We start from the raw sequence: 22,483 nt of genomic DNA on the forward strand, positions 1-22,483 counted from the left end.
GTAAAGCGTTCTGCATCAAGACCAGATGGCAGTGATGACAGTAGGTCAGACAGTTCAACTGTGTATGACTTACCGCCTCGCTGCCGTCGTCCCTCCGGCGTCTCCTACGGGTTCGGCGTTGTACGTGGGGTTTCTGGCTGGCGTGAGTTTCTACTCGGGCGTTGGCAGGGTTGGGTCAACGATGCACCTGATCATCGCATCCAAGTACGCCGCAAAATCTTGTAGGAGCAGCCGGAGGAACGACGGCAGCGATCACAGTGGGTCAGGCAGCTCAACTGTGTATGACCTACCGCCTCGCTGCCGTCGTCCCTCCGGCGTCTCCTACGGGTTCGGCGTTGTACGTGGGGTTTCTGGCTGGCGTGGGTTTCTACGTGGGCGTTGGCAGGGTTGGGACAACGATGCACCGGTGATCATCGCATCCAAGTACGCCGCAAAATCTTGTAGGAGCAGCCGGAGGAACGACGGCCGCGATGACGGTGGTTCAGGCAGCTCAAATGACCTACCGCTTCGCTGCGGTCGTCCCTGCGGCGTCTCCTACGGGTGCTGCGTTGTACGTGGGGTTTCTGGCTGGCGTGGGTTTCTACTCGGCGTTGGCAGGGTCGGGTCAATAATCGAGCAGCTCCTTTACCCTTTCGCTAAGCGCAGGAATCGAAAACGGTTTGGTGAGGACGTGCATCCCTGGTTCCAGTCGTCCATGTCCGAGTGCAGCGGTTTCGGCGTAACCGGTCACGAACAGGACTTTCAGGCCTGGGCGAAGGGCGCGGGCGGCGTCCGCCAGTTGGCGGCCGTTCATGCCGCCGGGGAGGCCGACGTCTGAGATGAGGAGGTCGATGGTCTGCGGTGACTGGAGGATTGCCAGCGCAGCGGCGCCCATGTCGGCTTCCAGCACGCGGTAGCCAAGGTCGGTCAACACCTCCGCCATGAAGGTTCTGACCGAATGCTCATCGTCTACCACCAGCACGGTTTCGCCGCCCGCCGAGGGGCCGAGGGGTTGCTCCGGCAGGGCCGCCTCGGGCTCGAACGCGAGGGTGTTGTCCTGAACCGGCAAGTAAATGCACACCTGTGTGCCTTTCCCAATGATGGATGTGATCTGCACACCGCCCCCCGACTGGCGGGCGAAGCCGTAAATCATCGAGAGTCCCAGGCCGGTACCCATGCCGATGGGCTTGGTGGTGAAGAACGGATCGAAGGCGCGCTCCAACACTTCAGCGGTCATCCCGGTGCCGTTGTCGCTGACGCACAGGGTCACGTAGCGGCCTTCCAGCAGTTCCAGGTCAGCGGCTTCGGCGGCGCCAAGGGTTGTGTTGCCAGTCTCGATCAACAATTGGCCGCCATCAGGCATCGCATCCCGGGCGTTAAGGCACAGGTTGAGCAGAGCGTTTTCCAGCTGATGAGCGTCTACCAACGTGGCCCACAAACCCGGCGTTCCCATGACGTCCATGGCGATGGCGGGGCCGACCGTGCGTCGAATCAGCTCAGCCAGCCCTTCGACCAGACGATCGACGTCAGTGGGTTTGGGGTCGAGGGTCTGTCGCCGGGAGAACGCCAGCAACCGATGGGTGAGCGCTGCCGCTCGACGGGTCCCTTCCAGCGCGGCATTGATGTGGCGCTCCAGGTTGTCGATGCGGCCTTTGGCGACGCGGTCTTTCAACAGCTCGATATTGCCGCTGACGCCCATCAGCAGATTATTGAAGTCGTGGGCCAAGCCGCCGGTCAGTTGGCCCACCGCCTCCATTTTCTGGGATTGACGCAGGGCGTCCTCCGCCACGCGCAACGCCTCGGCCTGCTGTTTTTCAGCGGTGATGTTCCGCGCGCTGCAATACAGTTTGCCGCCTTCCGGGACCGCCACCCACGACAGCCAGCGGTAGCCGCCATCCTTGCGTCGGTAACGGTTTTCCAGGTTCAGCACCGGGTGGTTGCGCCCGAGCGCATTGAACGCTTCTTGGCTGCGCAACGCATCTTCGGGATGAATCAGGTCGGCGAAGGCGAAACGCGACAGCTCGTCGTCAGTCCAGCCCAGCACCAGTCGCCAGGCCGGGTTGGTGGTCTCGAAGTGCAGATCAGCAGTCATGACCGACAACAGGTCAGGGCTCACTTGCCAGGTCAGGCCGCGCTCATGGGCGCGTTCTACCACCCTGCGTTCGAGGTCGGCAATCAGGTCGAGTCGACGCTGCTCGCTGGCACGCAACGCGCGTTGGTCCAGCACGCGGCGGGTGGTCTCGTTAGTCACGCAGAAGAGACCCACCACCTGGTTGTATTCATCGATCAGTGGCGAGAACGAAAACGACCACCAGGTGCGCTCGATCGTGCCGAAACGGGCCATGGTCAGTGGCAAGTCTTCACAATGGTACGGCTGGCCGGCCATGGCCTGTTCCGCATAGGGTTCGACCTGATCCCACACGTCCGACCACAGCTCGGACACGCGCGCACCTAGGGCCGTATCCAGGCGCGGGCCAAGGATCGGGGCGTAGGCGTCGTTATGAAAGAACAGCAGATCCGCGCCCCAAAGCAGGTACATCGACTCGGGGCAGTTGAGGATCAGATTGAGATGAATCTTCAGCGCCGCTGGCCATTGCTCGATCGGGCCAAGAGACGTCGCGGCCCAGTCCATGCCAGCGATCTTGCGGCCTGCCTCACTGTCGCCTGCGGGAAAGCGGGGATATCGGGTCAATGAGGCAAGCTCCAGTCAGGTGAAATCAGGGCACGTAGCCGGACTGGAAGTCCATACCCTTCCTATCCGAGTGAAGGGTGTTTGAGTGAGAAAGGGAGATTTTCGATATTTGAACGAATATCCGTCAGCGCCCCTGTCGACTCAAAGCAACGTCTAGGGTGTTGACCTTCCGCGCGCGCAGGGGTTGCGTGTTTCTGCCGCATTTCAACCAGCTTGAAATGGCCCGGCACAGCAACCCGGCTCACCGGTGACGTCGTTGCGATTATCACCGCTGGTGAGCCGGGCGGTTGTCACTGTCTGCCCGAACGCCTCAGTGCTTGAACATGACATGTCGCACAGTGGTGTAGTCCTCCAGCCCATACATCGACAGGTCTTTCCCATAGCCGGAAAGTTTCTGGCCACCGTGGGGCATTTCGCTGATGAGCATGAAATGGGTGTTGACCCACGTGCAGCCATATTGCAGACGTGCCGAAAGGCGGTGGGCGCGGCCAACGTCCTGGGTCCAGACCGAAGACGCCAGGCCGTAATCCGAGTCGTTGGCCCAGGCCAGCACTTGGGCTTCGTCGTCGAACGACGTCACGGACACCACCGGCCCGAACACTTCGCGACGGACGATTTCGTCATCTTGCTGGGCGTCGGCGATGACGGTGGGTTGGAAGAAGAAGCCGTTGCCTTCGATGGCTTTGCCGCCGGTAACCAGCCGCGTGTGGGACTGGGCGACTGCACGTTCGACAAAGCCGGTCACCCGGTCGCGGTGCTGGGCGGTGATCAGCGGGCCGAGTTCGGTGTCCGGGTCATTCTGCTGACCGACCTTGAGGGTGCTGACCGCTTCGCCCAGCTTCTGAACGAATGTTTCGTAGATGCCTTTCTGTGCGTAGATGCGGCATGCGGCGGTGCAGTCCTGCCCGGCATTGTAGAAGCCGAACGTGCGAATGCCCTCGACCGCCGCGTCGATGTCGGCGTCGTCGAAGATGATCACCGGCGCTTTGCCGCCCAGTTCCATGTGGGTGCGTTTGACGCTGTCGGCGGTGCTGGAAATGATGTGCGAACCCGTGGCCACTGAGCCGGTCAGCGAGACCATGCGCACCTTCGGATGGCTGACCAGCGGATTGCCGACGGTCTGGCCGCGGCCAAATACCAGGTTCAGTACGCCGGCCGGGAAGATGTCGTTGGCGAGTTCGACCAGGCGCAGCGCGGTCAGCGGCGTTTGCTCGGACGGTTTCAGCACTACGGTATTGCCTGCGGCGAGGGCGGGGGCGATTTTCCAGGCGACCATCATCAGCGGGTAGTTCCACGGCGCGATGGAGGCGACGACGCCCACCGGGTCGCGACGGATCATCGAGGTGTGGCCCGGGAGGTATTCCCCCGCTGCCGAACCGCTCATGCAGCGGCTGGCGCCGGCAAAGAAACGGAACACGTCGGCGATCGCTGGCAACTCATCGTTCAGCGCCGCGTGATACGGCTTGCCGCAGTTGTCCGATTCGAGCCTGGCCAGTTCTTCAGCGTGGGCGTCGATGGCGTCCGCCAGTTTCAACAGCAGCAGCGAACGGTCCTTCGGCGCGGTCTGGGACCAACTCTCAAACGCGGCGTCGGCGGCGCGCACGGCGGTGTCGACCTGGCCTTCGGACGCTTCGTTGATCTCCACCAGCACGCGACCCAACGCGGGGTTGAAAACAGGCTGCGCGGGACCTTCACCGGCGACCAGATGGCCATTGATCAGCAGTTTGGTTTGCATGGTTTTCTCCTGAATGACTCAGTCTGTGTAGGAGCGTGGCTTGTCCCGCGATCTGCCGGGAACCGGCAGCAAATCGGTCAATGTGGTGTGTCAGACGGATCTGATCATTCCGATTTACGACTGCTGCGCAGCCGATCGCGGGACAAGCCACGCTCCTACAGGGGGTCTGTATTTCAGGCCGGTTCGGCCACTCGATCCTATTTCCCACCACTCCCCGCCACGCTTTCACCACCCCGGGTCAGGTAATACGCCCCAAGGATCGGCAGCATCGTGACCATCATCACCAGCATCGCGACGACGTTGGTCACCGGCACGTCGCGGGGGCGGCTGAGCTGGTTGAGCAGCCAGATCGGCAACGTGCGTTCATGACCTGCGGTAAAGGTGGTGACGATGATTTCGTCGAACGACAATGCAAACGCCAGCATTCCGCCCGCCAGCAACGCCGAGCCAAGGTTCGGCAGGATGATGTAGCGAAAGGTCTGCCACCCGTCGGCGCCCAGGTCCATCGACGCTTCGATCAGGCTCTGGGACGTGCGGCGCAGGCGGGCAATGACGTTGTTGTAGACGATCACCACGCAGAAGGTCGCGTGGCCGACGATGATCGTGAACATCCCCGGCTCGATCCCCAGCGATTTGAACGCCGAGAGCAAGGCCAGGCCGGTGATAATGCCGGGCAGGGCAATGGGCAGAATGAGCATCAGCGAAATGCCGTCCTTGCCGAAGAAGTCCCGCCGATACAACGCTGCCGCGGCCAGCGTGCCCAACACCAGAGCGATCAGCGTCGCAACGCAGGCGATCTGCAACGACAGCTTGATCGATTCCAACACATCAGGCCGCGAGAACGCCACGCTGAACCACTTCAGGGTGAAGCCCTGAGGCGGAAAACTGAACGCGGCGTCCTGGGTGTTAAACGCGTAGACAACGATGATCAGGATCGGAAAGTGCAGAAACACCAGCCCGCCCCAGGCCGCAATCTTCAGACCCCAAGAGGCGTGATCCCCGTGTGTGATGACAGGCTCAGAGCGCATCGAAGGCCCCCAGTCGTTTGACGATGGACAGGTAAAGGGCGATCAACACGATGGGCACCAGCGTGAACGCGGCGGCCATGGGCATGTTGCCGATGGCCCCTTGCTGGGCGTAGACCATGCTGCCGATGAAGTAGCCAGGCGGGCCGATCAGCTGCGGCACGATGAAGTCGCCCAGTGTCAGCGAAAAGGTAAAGATCGAACCCGCCGCGATGCCCGGCACCGACAGCGGCAGAATCACCTGGAAGAAGGTCTGCCGAGGCGTGGCGCCCAAGTCGGCCGAAGCCTGCAGCAGCGAAGGCGGCAAGCGTTCGAGGGAGGCTTGAATCGGCAGGATCATGAACGGTAGCCAGATGTACACGAACACCAGAAAACGCCCCAGATGAGACGTCGACAAAGTGCTGCCACCGACGCCGGGAATGCCCAGGATCGCCTGCAACAGCGGCGCCAGCCCCAGGTGCTGGACGAACCACTGCGCCACACCGCCTTTGGCCAGCAGCAGCGTCCACGCATAGGCCTTGACGATGTAGCTGGCCCACATCGGCATCATCACGGCGATGTAGAAAAACGCTTTGGTCTTGCCCGAGGTATAACGCGCCATGTAATAAGCGATGGGAAAGGCGACCACCGCGCTGGCGATGGACACCGCGATGGCCATGGTCAGGGTGCGCTGGATCACGTCAAAGTTGGCGGGGTTGGATAGCGCTGCAAAGTTGGTCAGCGTCAGGTCCGGCGTGACCGACATGCTGAAGTCATCGAAGGTGTAGAACCCTTGCCACAGCAGCCCCAGCAGCGAGCCGAGGTAAATCGCGCCGAACCACAGCAGCGGCGGGATCAACAGCAGCGACAGGTACAGGTTCGGCCGCCGATAGAGCAGATTGGACAAGCGCCGCGAGAGCGACTGCCCCGGTATCGGCGCGGATTGGGCGAGCGTCTGGCTCATTTCAATGGGCCTCTGCCGTGCGCTCGGTGGCCGGGTCGTGCAACGGCACCATCGCCTCCCGAGCCCAGCGCGCCGTGATGCGCTGACCGGGCTGATGCTGCGCGCCGGTGTCCCGCCATTGCGTGTTGGCCTGGCTGACGCTGAGGGTCTGGCCGTTGTCCAGTTTCAGCTCATAACGCGTAGCGCTGCCTTGGTACTGAACGTCATGCAGCAACCCGCTGACTTCGATTTCGTGACTGGCGACTGGGCCATCGGCGAAACGGATGTGCTCGGGACGGATCGAAAACGCATTCGGATGCCCGCTCAGTTGTTGCGCCAACTCACCTCGCAGCACATTGGAGGTGCCGACGAATTCGGCGACGAAGGGGGTTGCCGGTTTCATGTACAGGTTGCGCGGGGTGTCCACTTGTTCGATGCGGCCCTGATTGAACACCGCGACGCGATCGGACATTGACAGCGCTTCGGTCTGGTCGTGGGTCACGAAGATGAAGGTGATGCCCAGTTGACGTTGCAGCTTTTTAAGCTCGCTTTGCATCTGTTCGCGCAGCTTCAAGTCCAGGGCGCCGAGGGGTTCGTCGAGCAGCAGGACGCGAGGCCGATTGACCAGTGCGCGAGCCAGCGCCACACGCTGACGCTGGCCACCCGACAACTGCACCGGTTTGCGATCGCCGTAGCCGCCGAGCGCAACCATGTTCAGCGCTTCTTCAGCACGGGTCAGGCGTTCGCTTTTGCCAACGCCCTTGACCTTGAGGCCATAGGCGACGTTGTCGCGCACGTTCATGTGCGGGAACAGGGCGTAGTCCTGAAACACCGTGTTGACGTCGCGCTGGTAAGGCGGCAACCCTGCGGCCTCTTCGCCATGAATGCGGATCGAACCCGCGCTGGGTTGCTCGAAGCCGGCGATCAGGCGCAGGCAGGTGGTCTTGCCCGAGCCGGAGGGGCCGAGCATGGAAAAGAACTCGCCGTCCTTGATATCGATGGAAACCCGGTCGACGGCCTTCACTTCGCCGAAGTGTCGGGAAACCTGGGTGAACTGGACTGCAAGGGTCATGATTGAAAACTCTGGTGAAAGCGGGGATCTGGAATCTTGCGCGGTCGCCTTTGTGGGAGCCAGCAAGCCGGCTCCCACAGGAATTGCGTCTGGCGTGCGGGTTAAGGAACTACCGCCCACCCATGATCGCAATGTAATCCTGGGTCCAGCGGCTGTACGGCACGTATTTGCCGCCTTCCGCCTGTGGGGTTTTCCAGAAGGCGATCTTGTCGAACAGGTCGAACCCGTTGGTCGAGCAGCCCTCGGCGCCGAGCAAATCGCTGGCCTTGCACGCGGCGGGTACCACCGGCAGTGATCCGAACCAGGCCGCCACGTCACCCTGAACCTTCGGTTGCAGCGACCAGTTCATCCATTTGTAGGCGCAATTCGGGTGCTTGGCGTCGGCATGCAGCATGGTGGTGTCAGCCCAGCCTGTGGCGCCTTCCTGCGGAATGGTCGAGGCCACCGGCTGTTTGTCGGCGACCAAGCCGTTGACCATGTAACCCCATGAACTCGACGCCGCGACCCCTTCGTTTTTCACGTCGCTCATCTGCACAGTCGCGTCATGCCAGTAGCGGTGCACCAGCGGGTGTTGCGCGCGCAGCAGGTCGAGCACGGCCTTGTACTGGGTTTCTGTCAACTGATAGGGGTCTTCGATCTTCAGATCCGGCTTGGCGGTCTTCAGGTACAGCGCGGCGTCGGCGATGTAGATCGGGCCGTCATAGGCCTGCACGCGGCCTTTGTTCGGCTTGCCGTCGGGCAAATCCTGCGCCTCGAACACCACGCTCCAACTCACCGGCGGGGTCTTGAACACTTGGGTGTTGTACATCAACACGTTCGGGCCCCACTGATAGGGCGTGCCATACGTCTGCTTGTTGACGGTGTACCACGGGCCGTCTTTCAGGCGCGGGTCGAGGGTTTTCCAGTTAGGGATCAGGTCGGTGTTGATCGGCTGCACCCGTTTGCCCGCCACCAGACGCAGCGACGCGTCGCCCGATGCCGTCACCAGGTCATAACCGCCCTTGGTCATCAGGCTGACCATTTCGTCCGACGTCGCCGCGGTCTTGACGCTGACCTTGCACCCGGTTTCCTGCTCGAACCCGGTCACCCAGTCATACGCCTTATCGCTCTCGCCCCGTTCGATGTAGCCGGGCCACGCCACGATATCCAGCTGGCCCTCGCCGTCGCCCACAGCCTTGAGCGTTTCCGCCGCCTGCACGGCGCCGCTCGCCAACACAGCGCCAACGATAGCGCCGAATAACATGGTCTTTTGCGCTGACATACGGTTCCCCTCGTTTATTGGTTTTTTGGCAGAGATCAGTGGTGGAGAGACAGCGACGCGGCGCAAGCCTCAAGCTGCAAGGGGTCATCGCGCCCACTTCTATTATTTCTAGCCTGGAAAGACAGACGCTCCCCCGAATTGGCGTCCATGCGAGCACCCTATGAAGCATTCCGTACCGGCATCCTGAAGCGGGCGCGTTCCAAGCCTTTGAGCCTAGTGCCACATCCAGTGCTCGACAAATGCTAAATGCGGAAAGCGGCGTTCGATTGAATCGACGCCCTGAGGGCCGGATGCGGTGACTCCCGCGCGTCGCGCCGCAGGGACGGACCCGCCGAAGAAAGCAAGATGCGCTTGCAACATCTGGAAGCACACCGGCCACCGGGCTTTAGCGACTTCGACATACCCTGCGAGTCGAACCGTCTATCCCGTTTCAGGAGGTTTCTCATGAACACCCGTGGCTTGCTCGATCAACTGTTGAAATCCGGACAAGACCTGTTGCAGAACAAGGCAGGCGGCATGGTCAATCCCGGCGCCCAGCATAAAGGTGCCCAAGGCGGGCTTAATGATCTGCTCGGCAAAGTGAGCGGTGGCAACTTGGGTGGATTGTTGTCAGGGGCCAGCGGGGGGGCGCTGGCAGCAGGCGCGATGGGCTTGTTGCTGGGCAACAAAAGCGCGCGCAAACTCGGCGGCAAAGCCCTTACCTACGGTGGCCTCGCGGCGTTGGGGGTGCTGGCGTACAAAGCGTATGGCAATTGGCAGGCCAACCAGCCTGGTGTTGCGCCCAGCCAGCCCCAGACGGTCGACCGCGTGCCCCCGGCGCAGGTAGAGCAACACAGCGAAGCCATCCTTCGGGCGCTGGTTGCAGCGGCCAAGGCCGATGGCCATGTCGACGATAATGAACGCCAGTTGATCGAAGGCGAGTTCACCCGCCTGACCGGCGATCAAGCACTGCAGCACTGGTTACACGCCGAATTGAACAAGCCTCTTGACCCGGCTGACGTCGCCCGCGCGGCCCACACGCCTGAAATCGCCGCTGAAATGTACCTCGCCAGCGTCATGATGGTGGACGAAGAACACTTCATGGAGCGCGCTTATCTCGATGAGTTGGCCAAGCAATTGAAGCTTGAACCGGGGTTGAAAGCGGAGTTGGAGAGTCAGGTGCGACAGGCGCAGCCGTAGTCCACACCGCAGAGGATCTTCGAAATAACGCCAGTCGCAAAAACGCGGCTCAGTCTTAGGAAAGATGGTGGAGGCCCGACGGCAGCGACGGCGGCGTGTCAGGCCCTTGGTTGGTGACTGACACACCGCTTCGCTGCCTTCGTGCCTCCGGCGGCTCCTACGAGATTTGCGAAGGGGCGCGGGCTTTGTGGCTATGAGGAAAATCGCAGGTTTCTACCGAACCACCGCTTCGTTAGCAGGGCAGAGCGCTACCTCAGCGCTTTTAGCAAGTTTGTCGTGGGCACGAAACCTGAGGCCGCAGCAGAACATGTAGGAGACGCCGGAGGCCCGACGGCAGCGATGGTGGCGTGTCAAAGCCTTGTTGGGTAAATGACACACCGCTTCGCTGCCGTCGTGCCTCCGACGGCTCCTACGAGATTGGCGAGGGGGCGCGGGTTTTGTGGCTCTGAGGAAATTTGCAGGCTTCTACCGAACCACCGCTTCGTTAGTAGGGCAGAGCGCTACCTCAGCGCTTTTAGCAAGTTTGTCGTGGGCACGAAACCTGAGGCCGCAGCAGAACATGTAGGAGACGCCGGAGGCACGACGGCAGCGATGGCGGCGTGACGAGTGCTTGCGTTCGTCGCTTCCCCGCGTTTGCCCGCAGGGCGAAGGAGGCGTCTGTGATCGGGCAGACCTTTGCACATCCCCCGCCTCATCAAGCATTCCTTCCTCCCGCCGATAACCTGTCAGATATTTCCGGTATATCTGTGCGTTATCGCTATATCTGTGTCGGAAACAGCCCGGTTAATTCGTGAGGCACTGGGCTATACTCCGCTCGCGTTGGGCCGTCTTTCGGTCCGCTTCTTGAACCCGGCTTTGTCGGCGTTGAACTCTTGAGGGCTGACTGTGAAGAATTGGACCTTGCGCCAACGTATCTTGGCGAGCTTCGCCGTAATCATCGCCATCATGCTGCTGATGGTGCTGGTGTCTTACACCCGGCTTCTGTCGATCCAGCAAAGCGAAGAAGCGGTCAGTAATGACGCGCTGCCAGGCGTCTATTTCAGCACGTTAGTGCGCAGTGCCTGGGGCGAGAGCTACATCCGGACTCTTGAATTGATTGCCGAGGGCAAAGCCCGTGAGCTCAATCGCAGCGAGCAGGACCAGTACATCGAGTTCGAGAATCGCCTGCAAAGCCAGATCGATGGCTACAAAAAGACCATTTTCGACGAGACCGACCACGCCAACTTCAACGTCTTCGAGAAGCAGCGAGAGGTCTACGGACGCCTGCTGAATGAAGTGCTCAAAGCCTATCAGAACGGCGACTACACCACGGCGCGCACTGAATTTTACAGCCAGGTCAATCCGGTCTGGCTGCAAGGCCGCAAGCAACTCAATGAACTGATCGTCGCCAACAAAGCAGTCGCGGATCAGGCCGCCGCCAACATTTCCTCGGCCGTGACCACCGCGAAAATCAGCATGGGCATTTCCCTTATCGTCGCCATTCTCGCCGCCGGTGCCTGCGGCTTCCTGCTGATGCGTTCGATTCTGGCGCCGATGAATCGCATCGTGCGGATCCTTGAAACCATGCGCACGGGCGATTTGAGCAGCCGCCTGACCCTCGACCGCAATGACGAATTCGGCTCGGTGCAGACGGGTTTCAATGACATGGTCACCGAGCTGGCGGCACTCGTTTCTCAGGCGCAGCGCTCGTCAGTGCAGGTCACCACATCGGTCACCGAGATTGCCGCCACGTCGAAACAGCAGCAGGCGACGGCCACCGAGACTGCCGCCACCACCACCGAAATTGGCGCCACCTCCCGCGAAATTGCCGCGACCTCGCGCGACCTGGTGCGCACCATGACCGAAGTCACGTCCGCTGCGGATCAGGCGTCCATTCTCGCCGGTTCCGGCCAGCAAGGCCTTGCACGCATGGAAGAAACCATGCACTCGGTAATGGGCGCGGCGGATCTGGTGAACAGCAAGTTGGCCATCCTCAACGAGAAAGCCGGCAACATCAACCAAGTGGTCGTGACCATCGTCAAGGTCGCTGACCAGACCAACCTGCTGTCGCTGAACGCGGCCATCGAGGCGGAAAAAGCCGGTGAATATGGCCGTGGGTTTGCCGTGGTCGCGACCGAAGTGCGGCGCCTCGCGGATCAGACTGCCGTGGCCACCTACGACATCGAACAGATGGTTCGCGAGATTCAGTCCGCCGTGTCCGCAGGCGTGATGGGCATGGACAAATTCTCCGAAGAAGTACGTCGCGGCATGTTCGAAGTCACCCAAGTGGGCGAGCAGCTTTCGCAGATCATTCATCAGGTCCAGGCGCTGGCGCCACGGGTGTTGATGGTCAACGAGGGCATGCAGGCCCAGGCCACGGGCGCTGAGCAGATCAATCAGGCGCTGGTGCAGTTGGGCGATGCCAGCAGCCAGACCGTGGAGTCCCTGCGCCAGGCCAGCTTTGCCATCGACGAGTTGAGCCAGGTGGCGGTAGGGCTGCGCAGCGGCGTCTCGCGTTTCAAGGTCTGAGTCAGGCCCATGATCGAGCATTCAGCCAAACGCGGCGCCGTGGTGGTGCCGAGAAACAAACTCTTCCTGCTGTTTCGCATCGGGTCGGAGCGCTATGCGCTGGAAGCGAATGAAGTGGCCGAAGTGTTGCCCCGACTGCTGCTCAAACCCATCGCGCAAACGCCCCATTGGGTCGCGGGCGTTTTTGCCCATCGCGGCGTGATGGTGCCGGTCATCGACATGAGCGCACTGACCTTCGGCGAGCCGGCGCCGCAGCGCACCAGCACGCGTCTGGTGCTGGTGCATTACCGACCCGACGCCGACCGTGAGCCGCAGTGGCTGGGGCTGGTGCTGGAGCAGGCCACTGACACCCTGCGCTGCGCCCCCGAAGAGTTCAAGGCATACGGGCTCGATAACCGCCAGGCGCCGTACTTGGGGCCGGTGCGCGAGGATGAGTTGGGCTTGCTGCAGTGGATTCGCGTGCAAGACCTGCTCGACGCGCCGGTGCGGGCCTTGCTGTTCCCGGCACAACCCTTCACCCTTGACCCGTTCGAGGCCGCGCCATGACCGAAGACGCGCGCTTCTTTGCCTTTCTCAAGGACCGCATCGGCCTTGATGTCACGTCGGTGGGCGAGGCGATCATCGAGCGCGCCTTGCGTCAGCGCCGAATGACCGTCAAAGCGGAAGATCAGGATGCGTACTGGCAGCTGCTGCAAGGTTCGGCAGACGAACAACAGGCCTTGATCGAAGCGGTCATCGTCCCCGAAACCTGGTTTTTTCGTTATCCCGAATCTTTCGTCACCCTCGGCAAGCTGGCGGCGGCGCGCCTGACGCAACTCAACGGCGCGCGGCCGCTGCGCATTCTCAGCCTGCCGTGTTCGACCGGCGAGGAACCCTATTCGATTGCCATGGCGCTGTTCGATGCGGGCCTGCAGGCGCAGCAGTTCAAGATCGAAGCTGTGGACATCAGCCCCTTGTCGTTGCAACGGGCGCGCCGGGGTGTGTATGGCAAGAATTCGTTTCGCGGCGATCAGCTGAGCTTTCGCGAACGCTATTTCACGCCGGTCGCGGACGGCTACCGCGTTGAAGACCGGGTGCGTGAGCGCGTCGGTTTTCAGGCCGGGAATCTGCTGGACCCAACGCTGCCGGTGGCGCAGTCGGCCTACGACTTCGTGTTCTGCCGCAATTTGCTGATCTATTTCGACGTCGAGACCCAGCGCCGAGGGTTCGACGCACTTAAGGGCATGACCCACAACGACGGCGTGCTGTTCATCGGTCCGGCCGAGGGCAGTCTGTTGGGACGGATGGGCATGACCTCTATCGGCATCCCTCAGTCGTTCGCCTTTCGCCATAAGGCCGAAGGGGTCGACGAGTCTGCGACCGTGATCGCGGCACCTCCCGCTGCTGCGCCGCTGCCGGTCGAGCCGATGCCGGCCACCAAAAAACCAACGCCGCCTCCGCGCGTCAGCAATAGCATGGGTTTTCTCGCGCCGGTCCCGTTCTCCTCGCGCCCGGCGCCACCGCCATCGCCATCGCCTGCGCTGGGGGAGGCGGCAGCGTTGCTGGACAGCATCAAAAAGCTGGCCGACGAAGGTAAGACCGCCGAGGCTCGACACGCATGCGAGCTGTATCTGGCACGGTTCGAGCCGGTGGCGCGGGTGTTCTATTGGCTCGGTTTGCTGAGTGAAGTGGGTGGCGACGTGACCGGTGCTCAAGGTTTTTACCGCAAGGCGTTGTACCTGGAACCTCAGCATGCAGAAGCCTTGGCGCAGTTGGCGGCCATTCTTGCCGCCCGAGGCGACGCAGCCGGGGCCCGCCGTTTGCAGGAACGCGCTGCCCGTGGCGTGAATAAAGAAGGACGTAATCGATGACCGGCCTACACAGTGAACTGGTCAGTAACGATGCCCAGGCCATCGACGATTGCTGGAACCGGATCGGTATTCATGGCGACCGCTCCTGCCCGTTGCTGGTCGACCACATCCATTGCCGCAACTGCTCGGTGTACTCGGCGGCGGCTACGCGATTGCTCGACCGTTATTCGCTGGCGCAAGAGCAGCGCGTGTCGATCCACAGTGAAGAACTCGCGAGCGAAGTGCAGACCCGCTCCCTCATGGTGTTTCGTCTGGGCGAGGAATGGCTGGGCCTGCCGACGCGCTGCCTGGTCGAAGTGTCGCCGGTCCAGACGATTCATTCACTGCCGCACCAACGCTCCCGGGCATTGCTCGGCGTCGCCAATGTGCGCGGCGCGCTGGTGGCGTGCCTGTCGTTCGTCGAGCTGCTGGGCCTCGACAGCGCCGCTGCCCCGACAAGCGCTGCGCGGGTCATGCCACGCATGCTGATCCTCGCCGCCGAAGGCGGGCCTGTGGTGGTGCCGGTCGATGAAGTCGACGGAATTCATGCCATCGAGGCGCGGTTGCTGGACACGGCCTCGGTGCCAGCGCAAAACACCCAAGCGCGCTATACCCGGGGCGTGGTGCAGTGGAAGGACCGCAGCTTGCGGTTGCTGGACGAAGAACACCTGTTGTCCGCCGTGAACCGGAGCCTGACATGACGCCCGATCAAATGCGCGACGCCTCGTTGTTCGAACTGTTCACCCTCGAAGCCGAAGCACAGACTCAGGTGCTGAGCGCGGGTTTGCTGGCACTGGAGCGCAATCCCACCCTGACCGACCAGCTCGAAGCCTGCATGCGCGCCGCTCACTCCCTCAAGGGCGCTGCGCGGATCGTCGGGGTCGACGCCGGGGTCAGCGTCTCTCACGTCATGGAAGACTGCCTCGTCGAAGCCCAGGAAGGCCGTCTGCATCTCAAGCCTGAGCACATCGACGCGCTGCTGATGGGCACCGACATGCTCATGCGCATCGCCACGCCGGGGCCAAACAGCGTGGCGCAGGCCGACGTGGACGGTTACGTCGCGCTGATGAACGACTTGATCAAACCAGGTGCCCGTCCCGCTGCTGCCGCGCCCAGCCTCGCGCCGTCGATGGACGACCTGTTGCTGGCCAACGCGCAATCGTTGGTCGAGTCGGTGCAATCGGCCCACGCGCCGCTGATCGAGCATCCAGTCGAGCCCTCCTTGCCGGAGCCGCCTGAGTTCATTGAACCCGCGATGCCTGCGCAACCCGCTCCGGTCGCAGACACCGAACCGCAAGCCGCGCCGAAAGCCGGCCGCCACTTCGAGCGTCGTGCCTCTGACAGTGGCGAGCGCGTGTTGCGGGTCACCGCCGAACGCCTGAATAACCTGCTGGATTTGTCGAGCAAGTCGCTGGTCGAGACGCAGCGCCTCAAGCCTTATCTAACAGCCATGCAACGGGTCAAACGTTCCCAGAGCGGCGCCAGTCGCGCCTTGGATAACCTCGAAGCGTTGCTCGACGCCAACGTTGACCCCGATGCGCAAAAGGCGCTGGAAGAAGCGCGACGTTTGTTGAGTGAAGCGCAGCACCTGTTGATTCAGCAAACGTCCGACCTGGACGAGTTCGGCTGGCAGGCGAGCCAGCGTGCGCAATTGCTCTACGACACCGCGTTGGCCTGCCGCATGCGTCCGTTCGCTGACGTGCTGGCGGGGCAGGCGCGGATGGTGCGCGACCTGGGCCGCTCGCTGGGCAAGCAGGTGCGACTGGAAATCGACGGCGAAAAAACCCAAGTCGACCGGGACGTGCTGGAAAAACTCGAAGCGCCGCTGACGCATTTGTTGCGTAACGCCGTCGACCACGGCATCGAATTTCCCGAACAACGCCTGGCCCTCGGCAAACCCGCCGAAGGGCTGATTCAGCTCAAGGCCTCCCATCAGGCGGGGCTGCTGGTGGTCGAGCTGATCGACGATGGCGGCGGCGTGGACCTGGAGCGTCTGCGTCGCAGCATCATCGACCGCAAACTGTCGCCGGAAGAAACGGCCATGCAGTTAAGCGAAGAGGAATTGCTGAGTTTTCTGTTCCTGCCGGGTTTCAGCCTGCGCGACAAGGTGACTGAGGTTTCCGGCCGTGGGGTCGGGCTGGATGCGGTGCAGCACATGGTCCGACAGCTTCACGGTGGGGTCGAGCTGGATCAGCGGGCGGGGCAGGGCAGCCGATTCCACATCGAGGTGCCGCTGACCCTGTCGGTGGTGCGCAGCCTGGTGGTGGAAGTGGGCGGAGAAGCCTATGCCTTCCCGCTGGCGCACATTGAGCGGATGCGTGACGTGCAGGTGGATGAAATCGTGCAACTGGAAGGGCGGCAGCATTTCTGGCACGAGGAGCGGCATGTCGGCCTGGTCGCGGCCAGCCAGCTGCTCAATCGTCCGCCCAGCCAGAGCAACGCTGACGTGCTCAAGGTGGTGGTGATCCGCGAACGCGATGCAGTGTACGGCGTCGCGGTCGAGCGGTTCATCGGTGAGCGTACGCTGGTGGTGCTGCCGCTGGACCCGCGCTTGGGCAAGGTGCAGGACATTTCCGCCGGGGCGCTGCTGGACGATGGCTCGGCGGTGCTGATCATCGACGTCGAAGACATGCTGCGCTCGGTGGAGAAGCTGCTCAACACTGGCCGCCTGGAACGCATCGACCGGCGCAACCTTCAGGTCGACACGCAGGTTCGCAAGCGCGTGCTGGTGGTGGATGACTCATTGACCGTGCGTGAGCTGGAGCGCAAATTGCTGCTGGGCCGCGGTTATGACGTGGCGGTGGCCGTCGACGGAATGGACGGCTGGAACGCACTGCGCGCCGAAGATTTCGACCTGCTGATCACCGACATCGACATGCCGCGCATGGATGGCATCGAACTGGTGACCCTGCTGCGACGCGACAGCCGCTTGCAGTCATTGCCGGTGATGGTGGTGTCGTATAAGGACCGCGAGGAAGATCGTCGCCGGGGATTGGACGCCGGGGCCGACTATTATCTGGCCAAGGCCAGTTTCCATGATGATGCGTTGCTCGACGCGGTGGTCGAGTTGATAGGAGATGCGCAAGGATGAAAATCGCCATCGTCAACGACATGCCTATGGCAGTCGAAGCACTGCGTCGTGCCCTGGCCTTCGAGCCTGCGCACCAAGTGGTGTGGGTGGCGAATAACGGCGCCGACGCGGTGCAGCGCTGTGCCGAGTTGACGCCGGATCTGATCCTGATGGACCTGATCATGCCGGTGATGGATGGGGTAGAGGCGACCCGACGGATCATGGCGGCCACCCCCTGTGCCATCGTGATTGTGACCGTTGACCGGGAACAGAACGTCCACCGAGTGTTCGAGGCCATGGGGCATGGCGCGCTGGACGTTGTCGACACCCCGGCCATCGGCGCAGGCAATCCGAAAGAGGCGGCAGCGCCTTTGCTGCGCAAGATTCTCAATATAGGCTGGCTGGTCGGCCAACGTGACAGCGGTGTAAGGCCTACGCCCGCGCCATCGGGCATGGCGGCGCAGCGCAAGGGATTGATCGCCATCGGTTCGTCCGCGGGCGGTCCGGCCGCGCTGGAAGTGCTGTTGAAAGGGCTGCCCAAAGGGTTTCCGGTGGCCATCGTGCTGGTTCAGCATGTGGATCAGGTCTTCGCGGCTGGCATGGCACAGTGGTTAAGCAGTTCGTCAGGGCTGGAGGTGCGATTGGCGCGCGAAGGAGAGCCACCGGAATGCGGGACAGTCCTGCTGGCGGGCACCAATCACCATATACGCTTGTTGAAAAATGGCACATTGGCATATACCGCCGAGCCGGTGAATGAGATATACAGGCCGTCTATCGACGTATTTTTCGAAAGTGTCGCCAGCTACTGGAACGGCGATGCAGTAGGCGTGCTGTTGACCGGAATGGGTCGCGATGGCGCGCAAGGACTAAAGCTGATGCGTCAACGGGGTTTCCTCACCATCGCCCAGGACCAGCGAAGCTGCGCGGTGTATGGCATGCCCAAAGCCGCGGCGGCCATCGATGCCGCCATGGAAATCCGGCCGCTGGACACCATTGCCCCTCGTTTGAAAGAGGCATTTCTAAAATGATTTTCCAGGTGATTTCACAGCCCGCCTGTGACCAGGAGACCTTGAATGCATGATTTGCAGCTGGACGACGTAAACGCCACGGATGAGAACGCTGCCATGGTGTTGCTGGTCGACGATCAGGCGATGATCGGCGAGGCAGTCCGGCGTGGGCTGGCGAATGAGGAAAACATCGATTTCCACTTCTGCGCCGACCCCCACCAGGCCATCGCTCAAGCGATCGAAATCAAGCCGACGGTGATCTTGCAGGATCTGGTCATGCCGGGCCTCGACGGTCTGACCCTGGTGCGCGAATACCGCAATAACCCAATGACCCGGGACATCCCGATCATCGTCCTGTCGACCAAGGAAGATCCGCTGATCAAAAGTGCGGCGTTCGCCGCAGGCGCCAACGATTACCTGGTCAAGCTGCCGGACAACATCGAGCTGGTCGCGCGCATCCGTTATCACTCCCGCTCTTACATGACCCTGCTGCAACGCGACGAAGCCTACCGTGCGCTGCGCGTCAGCCAGCAGCAGTTGCTGGACACCAACCTGGTGCTGCAGCGGCTGATGAACTCCGATGGCCTGACCGGTCTGTCGAACCGCCGCCACTTCGACGAATACCTCGAACTGGAATGGCGCCGCGCGATTCGCGAGCAGACTCAGCTGTCGCTGATGATGATCGACGTCGACTATTTCAAGGCCTACAACGACAACTTCGGGCACCTCGAGGGCGACGAAGCGCTGCGTCAGGTGGCCAAGGCCATCCGCTCCAGCTGCAGCCGACCTTCCGACCTGCCCGCACGTTACGGCGGCGAAGAATTCGCGCTGGTCCTGCCCAATACGTCGCCGGGCGGTGCACGCCTGCTGGCCGAAAAACTGCGCCTGAGCGTCGCCAACATGAACATCCCGCACATGGCGCCGAAAGAGGGCTCCAGCCTGACCGTCAGCATCGGCCTTGCCACCCAGGTCCCGGCCATTGGCAGCCACAGCCGTCAGTTGATCCAGAGCGCGGACCAGGGGTTGTATGCCGCCAAGCACAATGGGCGCAATCAGGTCGTGGTGGGCTGATCCGGCACCGAATCAACGGCTTGCACACCCTGTGGGAGCCGGCTTGCTGGCGAAAGCGTCGAGTCAGCGATGATAGGGCGACTGACACGCCCTATTCGCCAGCAAGTCGGCTCCACCATGAATCCTGCAGGCCTCTAACACCCTTGCCCAACGGACTGCCATCCCGGCGTCAGCTCGGGTATACTCGCGGGCTTTGCTAAATTCGCCTGCGAGTCCTGACGACCATGGAAATCAACCCGATCCTGAACACCATCAAGGACCTGACCGAACGCTCCGAATCCATTCGGGGGTATCTTTGACTACGATCAAAAGCATGATCGTCTGACCGAAGTCAACCGCGAGCTGGAAGACCCCAACGTCTGGAACAAGCCTGAGTATGCGCAAGCACTCGGCCGCGAACGTTCGACGCTGGCGCAGATCGTCGACACCCTCGACGAGATGAGTTCCGGCCTGACCGATGCCAAAGAGCTGCTGGAAATGGCCGTCGAAGAAGACGACGAGGGCGCTGTCGCCGACGTCGTCGAGCTGCTCGAAGGCCTCGAAGAGTCCCTCGCCAAACTCGAATTCCGTCGCATGTTCAGCGGTGAGATGGACCCCAACAACGCCTACCTCGACATCCAGGCCGGTTCTGGCGGAACCGAAGCGCAGGACTGGGCCAACATCCTGCTGCGCATGTACCTGCGCTGGGCCGACAAGCGCGGCTTCGACGCCACCATCATGGAACTGTCCGAAGGCGAAGTCGCCGGCATCAAAGGCGCCACCGTGCACATCAAGGGCGAATACGCCTTTGGCTGGCTGCGCACCGAAATCGGCGTGCACCGTCTGGTACGCAAAAGCCCGTTCGACTCCGGCGCACGTCGCCACACCTCGTTCTCGGCGGTGTTCGTTTCTCCTGAGATCGACGACCGCATCGAAATCGACATCAACCCGTCGGACCTTCGTATCGATACCTATCGTTCGTCCGGTGCCGGTGGTCAGCACGTTAACACCACCGACTCGGCGGTCCGTATCACCCACGTACCGACCAACACCGTGGTCAGCTGCCAGAACGAACGTTCCCAGCACGCCAACAAGGACACCGCTATGAAAATGCTGCGGGCCAAGTTGTACGAGCTGGAAATGCAGAAGCGCAACGCGGCGTCCCGGGCGCTGGAAGACACCAAGTCGGATATCGGCTGGGGTCACCAGATCCGTTCGTACGTCCTCGATGACTCGCGCATCAAGGATTTGCGTACCGGCGTCGAGCGCAGCGACTGCAACAAGGTGCTCGACGGTGACCTCGACGGTTACCTGGAGGCCAGCCTCAAGCAAGGGCTGTAATCGCGACCCCACGTGCAGCGGGCACGGTGCATGCGAAGCAGCGACCGGCCCGCGATCCCTTGCCGACGGCAAGAGCAACGAACCTGTGATGGAATATCTGAAGACATGAGCGACCAACAACTCGACCCGCAAGCCCAGCAACAGGAAGAAAACACCCTGATCGCCCTGCGCAAGGAAAAGCTTGCTGCCGAGCGCGCCAAGGGCAACGCCTTCCCGAACGACTTCCGCCGCGAAAACTACTGCAACGACCTGCAGAAGCAGTACGTGGACAAGACCAAGGAAGAACTGGCTGAGGCGGCGATTCCGGTCAAGGTTGCAGGTCGCATCATGCTCAACCGTGGCTCGTTCATGGTGATTCAGGACATGACCGGTCGCATTCAGGTCTACGTCAACCGCAAGACCCTGCCGGAAGAAACCCTGGCCTCGGTGAAGACCTGGGACATGGGCGACATCATCGCAGCCGAAGGCACTCTGGCCCGTTCCGGCAAGGGCGACCTGTACGTCGAAATGACCAGCGTCCGCCTGCTGACCAAATCCCTGCGCCCGTTGCCGGACAAGCATCACGGCCTGACCGACACCGAGCAGCGCTATCGCCAGCGTTACGTTGACCTGATCGTCAACGAAGACGTGCGCGAAACCTTCCGCGTCCGCTCGCAAGTCATCGCCCATATCCGCAGCTTCCTGATGAAACGCGACTTCCTCGAAGTCGAGACGCCGATGCTGCAGACCATTCCAGGCGGCGCGGCGGCCAAGCCGTTCGAGACACATCACAACGCGCTGGACATGGAAATGTTCCTGCGTATCGCGCCTGAGTTGTACCTCAAGCGTCTGGTGGTCGGCGGGTTCGAGAAGGTCTTCGAGATCAACCGCAACTTCCGCAACGAAGGCGTTTCGACCCGTCACAACCCTGAATTCACCATGTTGGAGTTCTATCAGGCCTATGCCGATTACGAAGACAACATGGACCTGACCGAAGAATTGTTCCGCGAACTGGCGCAGCTTGTGCTGGGCAGCACCGACGTCCCGTACGGCGACAAGGTGTTTCACTTCGGCGAGCCGTTCGCACGTCTGTCGGTGTTCGATTCGATCCTCAAGTACAACCCGGATATCACCGCCGATGATCTGAACGACATCGACAAGGCCCGTGCCATCGCCAAGAAAGCCGGGGCCAAAGTGCTGGGCTTCGAAGGTCTGGGCAAATTGCAGGTGATGATTTTCGAAGAGCTGGTCGAGCACAAGCTGGAACAGCCGCACTTCATCACCCAATACCCGTTCGAAGTGTCGCCACTGGCGCGCCGCAATGACCAAAACCCGAACGTCACCGACCGCTTCGAGCTGTTCATCGGTGGTCGTGAAATCGCCAACGCCTATTCCGAGTTGAACGACGCGGAAGATCAGGCCGAGCGTTTCATGGCGCAGGTGGCCGACAAGGACGCGGGCGACGACGAAGCCATGCATTACGACGCCGACTTCGTCCGCGCACTGGAATACGGCATGCCACCAACGGCAGGAGAGGGCATCGGCATCGACCGTCTGGTGATGCTGCTGACCAACTCTCCGTCGATCCGCGACGTCATCCTGTTCCCGCACATGCGGCCGCAAGCGTAAGCGTCACCTGAAAAGCCGCCTGAGCAAGGGCGGCTTTTTTTTGTCTATTACAGTCACGCAGGCCAACGGTAGGAGCGTGGCTTGTCCCGCGATCGGCGACGGAGTCGTCGCAAAACCGGCGAATGCGGTATATCAGGAAAACCGTGTGCTCAGGGTTTACGACGGATTCCCCGCCGATCGCGGGACAAGCCACGCTCCTACAGGC

At 61.8% G+C, this 22,483-nt stretch carries 16 protein-coding genes; 10 read left to right on the forward strand and 6 right to left on the reverse strand.

Features of this window, described 5'->3' with window-relative positions; translation table 11 throughout:
- Positions 1–604 precede the first annotated feature (604 nt).
- The 6 genes from B3N48_RS00660 to ydcS form a co-directional block, all read right to left on the reverse strand.
- Positions 605–2,611 (reverse strand): hybrid sensor histidine kinase/response regulator, encoded by a 2,007-nt coding sequence (locus tag B3N48_RS00660; protein ID WP_296178813.1) that lies wholly within the window; start codon positions 2,609–2,611, stop codon positions 605–607.
- Positions 2,612–2,981: 370 nt separating this feature from the next.
- Positions 2,982–4,406 carry a gamma-aminobutyraldehyde dehydrogenase gene (locus tag B3N48_RS00665; protein ID WP_296178388.1) on the reverse strand — a complete coding sequence of 475 codons (1,425 nt, stop codon included), beginning with the start codon at positions 4,404–4,406 and terminating at the stop codon, positions 2,982–2,984.
- Positions 4,407–4,603: 197 nt separating this feature from the next.
- Positions 4,604–5,434 carry an ABC transporter permease gene (locus tag B3N48_RS00670; RefSeq protein ID WP_296178391.1) on the reverse strand — a complete coding sequence of 277 codons (831 nt, stop codon included), beginning with the start codon at positions 5,432–5,434 and terminating at the stop codon, positions 4,604–4,606.
- Positions 5,424–6,374 (reverse strand): ABC transporter permease, encoded by a 951-nt coding sequence (locus tag B3N48_RS00675; RefSeq protein WP_296178396.1) that lies wholly within the window; start codon positions 6,372–6,374, stop codon positions 5,424–5,426. Before B3N48_RS00675 ends, B3N48_RS00670 begins: the two co-directional genes overlap by 11 nt.
- A gap of 1 nt (position 6,375) precedes the next feature.
- Complete coding sequence (locus B3N48_RS00680; protein ID WP_296178399.1) at positions 6,376–7,425, reverse strand: ABC transporter ATP-binding protein; 1,050 nt, start codon at positions 7,423–7,425, stop codon at positions 6,376–6,378.
- A gap of 109 nt (positions 7,426–7,534) precedes the next feature.
- Entirely contained in the window at positions 7,535–8,686 is a 1,152-nt protein-coding gene (ydcS, locus tag B3N48_RS00685; protein WP_296178401.1) for a putative ABC transporter substrate-binding protein YdcS, read from the reverse strand.
- A 444-nt stretch (positions 8,687–9,130) separates the two neighbouring features.
- Here ydcS and B3N48_RS00690 point away from each other — a divergent pair, with 444 nt between their 5' ends.
- The 10 genes from B3N48_RS00690 to lysS all read left to right on the forward strand — a co-directional run bounded on the left by B3N48_RS00690 (position 9,131) and on the right by lysS (position 22,278).
- A complete protein-coding gene (locus B3N48_RS00690) occupies positions 9,131–9,865 on the forward strand; it encodes a tellurite resistance TerB family protein (protein ID WP_296178403.1) in 735 nt (244 codons plus the stop codon).
- 885 nt (positions 9,866–10,750) lie between these two features.
- Positions 10,751–12,373, forward strand: coding sequence for a methyl-accepting chemotaxis protein (locus tag B3N48_RS00695; RefSeq protein ID WP_296178406.1), 1,623 nt, complete (start codon positions 10,751–10,753; stop codon positions 12,371–12,373).
- A 9-nt stretch (positions 12,374–12,382) separates the two neighbouring features.
- Positions 12,383–12,919: a chemotaxis protein CheW gene (locus tag B3N48_RS00700; protein ID WP_296178408.1), complete on the forward strand. Its 537-nt coding sequence runs from the start codon at positions 12,383–12,385 to the stop codon at positions 12,917–12,919.
- Complete coding sequence (locus tag B3N48_RS00705) at positions 12,916–14,223, forward strand: CheR family methyltransferase (RefSeq protein ID WP_296178411.1); 1,308 nt, start codon at positions 12,916–12,918, stop codon at positions 14,221–14,223. Before B3N48_RS00700 ends, B3N48_RS00705 begins: the two co-directional genes overlap by 4 nt.
- Positions 14,220–14,903, forward strand: coding sequence for a chemotaxis protein CheW (locus B3N48_RS00710; RefSeq protein ID WP_296178413.1), 684 nt, complete (start codon positions 14,220–14,222; stop codon positions 14,901–14,903). The genes B3N48_RS00705 and B3N48_RS00710 overlap by 4 nt, the downstream gene beginning before the upstream one ends.
- On the forward strand, positions 14,900–17,293 hold the full coding sequence (locus tag B3N48_RS00715) for a hybrid sensor histidine kinase/response regulator (protein ID WP_296178415.1): 2,394 nt from the start codon (positions 14,900–14,902) through the stop codon (positions 17,291–17,293). The genes B3N48_RS00710 and B3N48_RS00715 overlap by 4 nt, the downstream gene beginning before the upstream one ends.
- A complete protein-coding gene (locus tag B3N48_RS00720) occupies positions 17,290–18,300 on the forward strand; it encodes a chemotaxis response regulator protein-glutamate methylesterase (RefSeq protein ID WP_296178417.1) in 1,011 nt (336 codons plus the stop codon). Before B3N48_RS00715 ends, B3N48_RS00720 begins: the two co-directional genes overlap by 4 nt.
- Before the next feature lie 45 nt (positions 18,301–18,345).
- Entirely contained in the window at positions 18,346–19,350 is a 1,005-nt protein-coding gene (locus B3N48_RS00725; RefSeq protein ID WP_296178418.1) for a response regulator, read from the forward strand.
- Positions 19,351–19,574: 224 nt separating this feature from the next.
- Positions 19,575–20,670, forward strand: a protein-coding gene (gene prfB / locus B3N48_RS00730) for a peptide chain release factor 2 (protein ID WP_296178420.1) whose coding sequence is annotated in 2 segments (ribosomal slippage) — positions 19,575–19,646 and positions 19,648–20,670 — 1,095 coding nt in all. Because the reading frame shifts where the segments join, the coding sequence is not laid out codon by codon here.
- A gap of 105 nt (positions 20,671–20,775) precedes the next feature.
- Positions 20,776–22,278: a lysine--tRNA ligase gene (gene lysS / locus B3N48_RS00735; RefSeq protein WP_296178422.1), complete on the forward strand. Its 1,503-nt coding sequence runs from the start codon at positions 20,776–20,778 to the stop codon at positions 22,276–22,278.
- The last annotated feature ends 205 nt before the right edge of the window (positions 22,279–22,483 follow it).

It is taken from the genome of Pseudomonas sp. UBA1879, from assembly GCF_002338065.1.
Classification (GTDB): domain Bacteria; phylum Pseudomonadota; class Gammaproteobacteria; order Pseudomonadales; family Pseudomonadaceae; genus Aquipseudomonas.

Coding starts and splice junctions, on each gene's coding strand:
- lysS (WP_296178422.1), top strand. CDS start 20,776: ATGAGCGACCAACAACTCGACCCGCAAGCCCAGCAACAGGAAGAAAAC.
- B3N48_RS00710 (WP_296178413.1), top strand. CDS start 14,220: ATGACCGGCCTACACAGTGAACTGGTCAGTAACGATGCCCAGGCCATC.
- B3N48_RS00675 (WP_296178396.1), bottom strand. CDS start 6,374: ATGAGCCAGACGCTCGCCCAATCCGCGCCGATACCGGGGCAGTCGCTC.
- B3N48_RS00665 (WP_296178388.1), bottom strand. CDS start 4,406: ATGCAAACCAAACTGCTGATCAATGGCCATCTGGTCGCCGGTGAAGGT.
- B3N48_RS00670 (WP_296178391.1), bottom strand. CDS start 5,434: ATGCGCTCTGAGCCTGTCATCACACACGGGGATCACGCCTCTTGGGGT.
- B3N48_RS00690 (WP_296178403.1), top strand. CDS start 9,131: ATGAACACCCGTGGCTTGCTCGATCAACTGTTGAAATCCGGACAAGAC.
- B3N48_RS00660 (WP_296178813.1), bottom strand. CDS start 2,611: ATGGACTGGGCCGCGACGTCTCTTGGCCCGATCGAGCAATGGCCAGCG.
- B3N48_RS00705 (WP_296178411.1), top strand. CDS start 12,916: ATGACCGAAGACGCGCGCTTCTTTGCCTTTCTCAAGGACCGCATCGGC.
- ydcS (WP_296178401.1), bottom strand. CDS start 8,686: ATGTCAGCGCAAAAGACCATGTTATTCGGCGCTATCGTTGGCGCTGTG.
- B3N48_RS00700 (WP_296178408.1), top strand. CDS start 12,383: ATGATCGAGCATTCAGCCAAACGCGGCGCCGTGGTGGTGCCGAGAAAC.
- B3N48_RS00680 (WP_296178399.1), bottom strand. CDS start 7,425: ATGACCCTTGCAGTCCAGTTCACCCAGGTTTCCCGACACTTCGGCGAA.
- B3N48_RS00725 (WP_296178418.1), top strand. CDS start 18,346: ATGCATGATTTGCAGCTGGACGACGTAAACGCCACGGATGAGAACGCT.
- B3N48_RS00720 (WP_296178417.1), top strand. CDS start 17,290: ATGAAAATCGCCATCGTCAACGACATGCCTATGGCAGTCGAAGCACTG.
- B3N48_RS00715 (WP_296178415.1), top strand. CDS start 14,900: ATGACGCCCGATCAAATGCGCGACGCCTCGTTGTTCGAACTGTTCACC.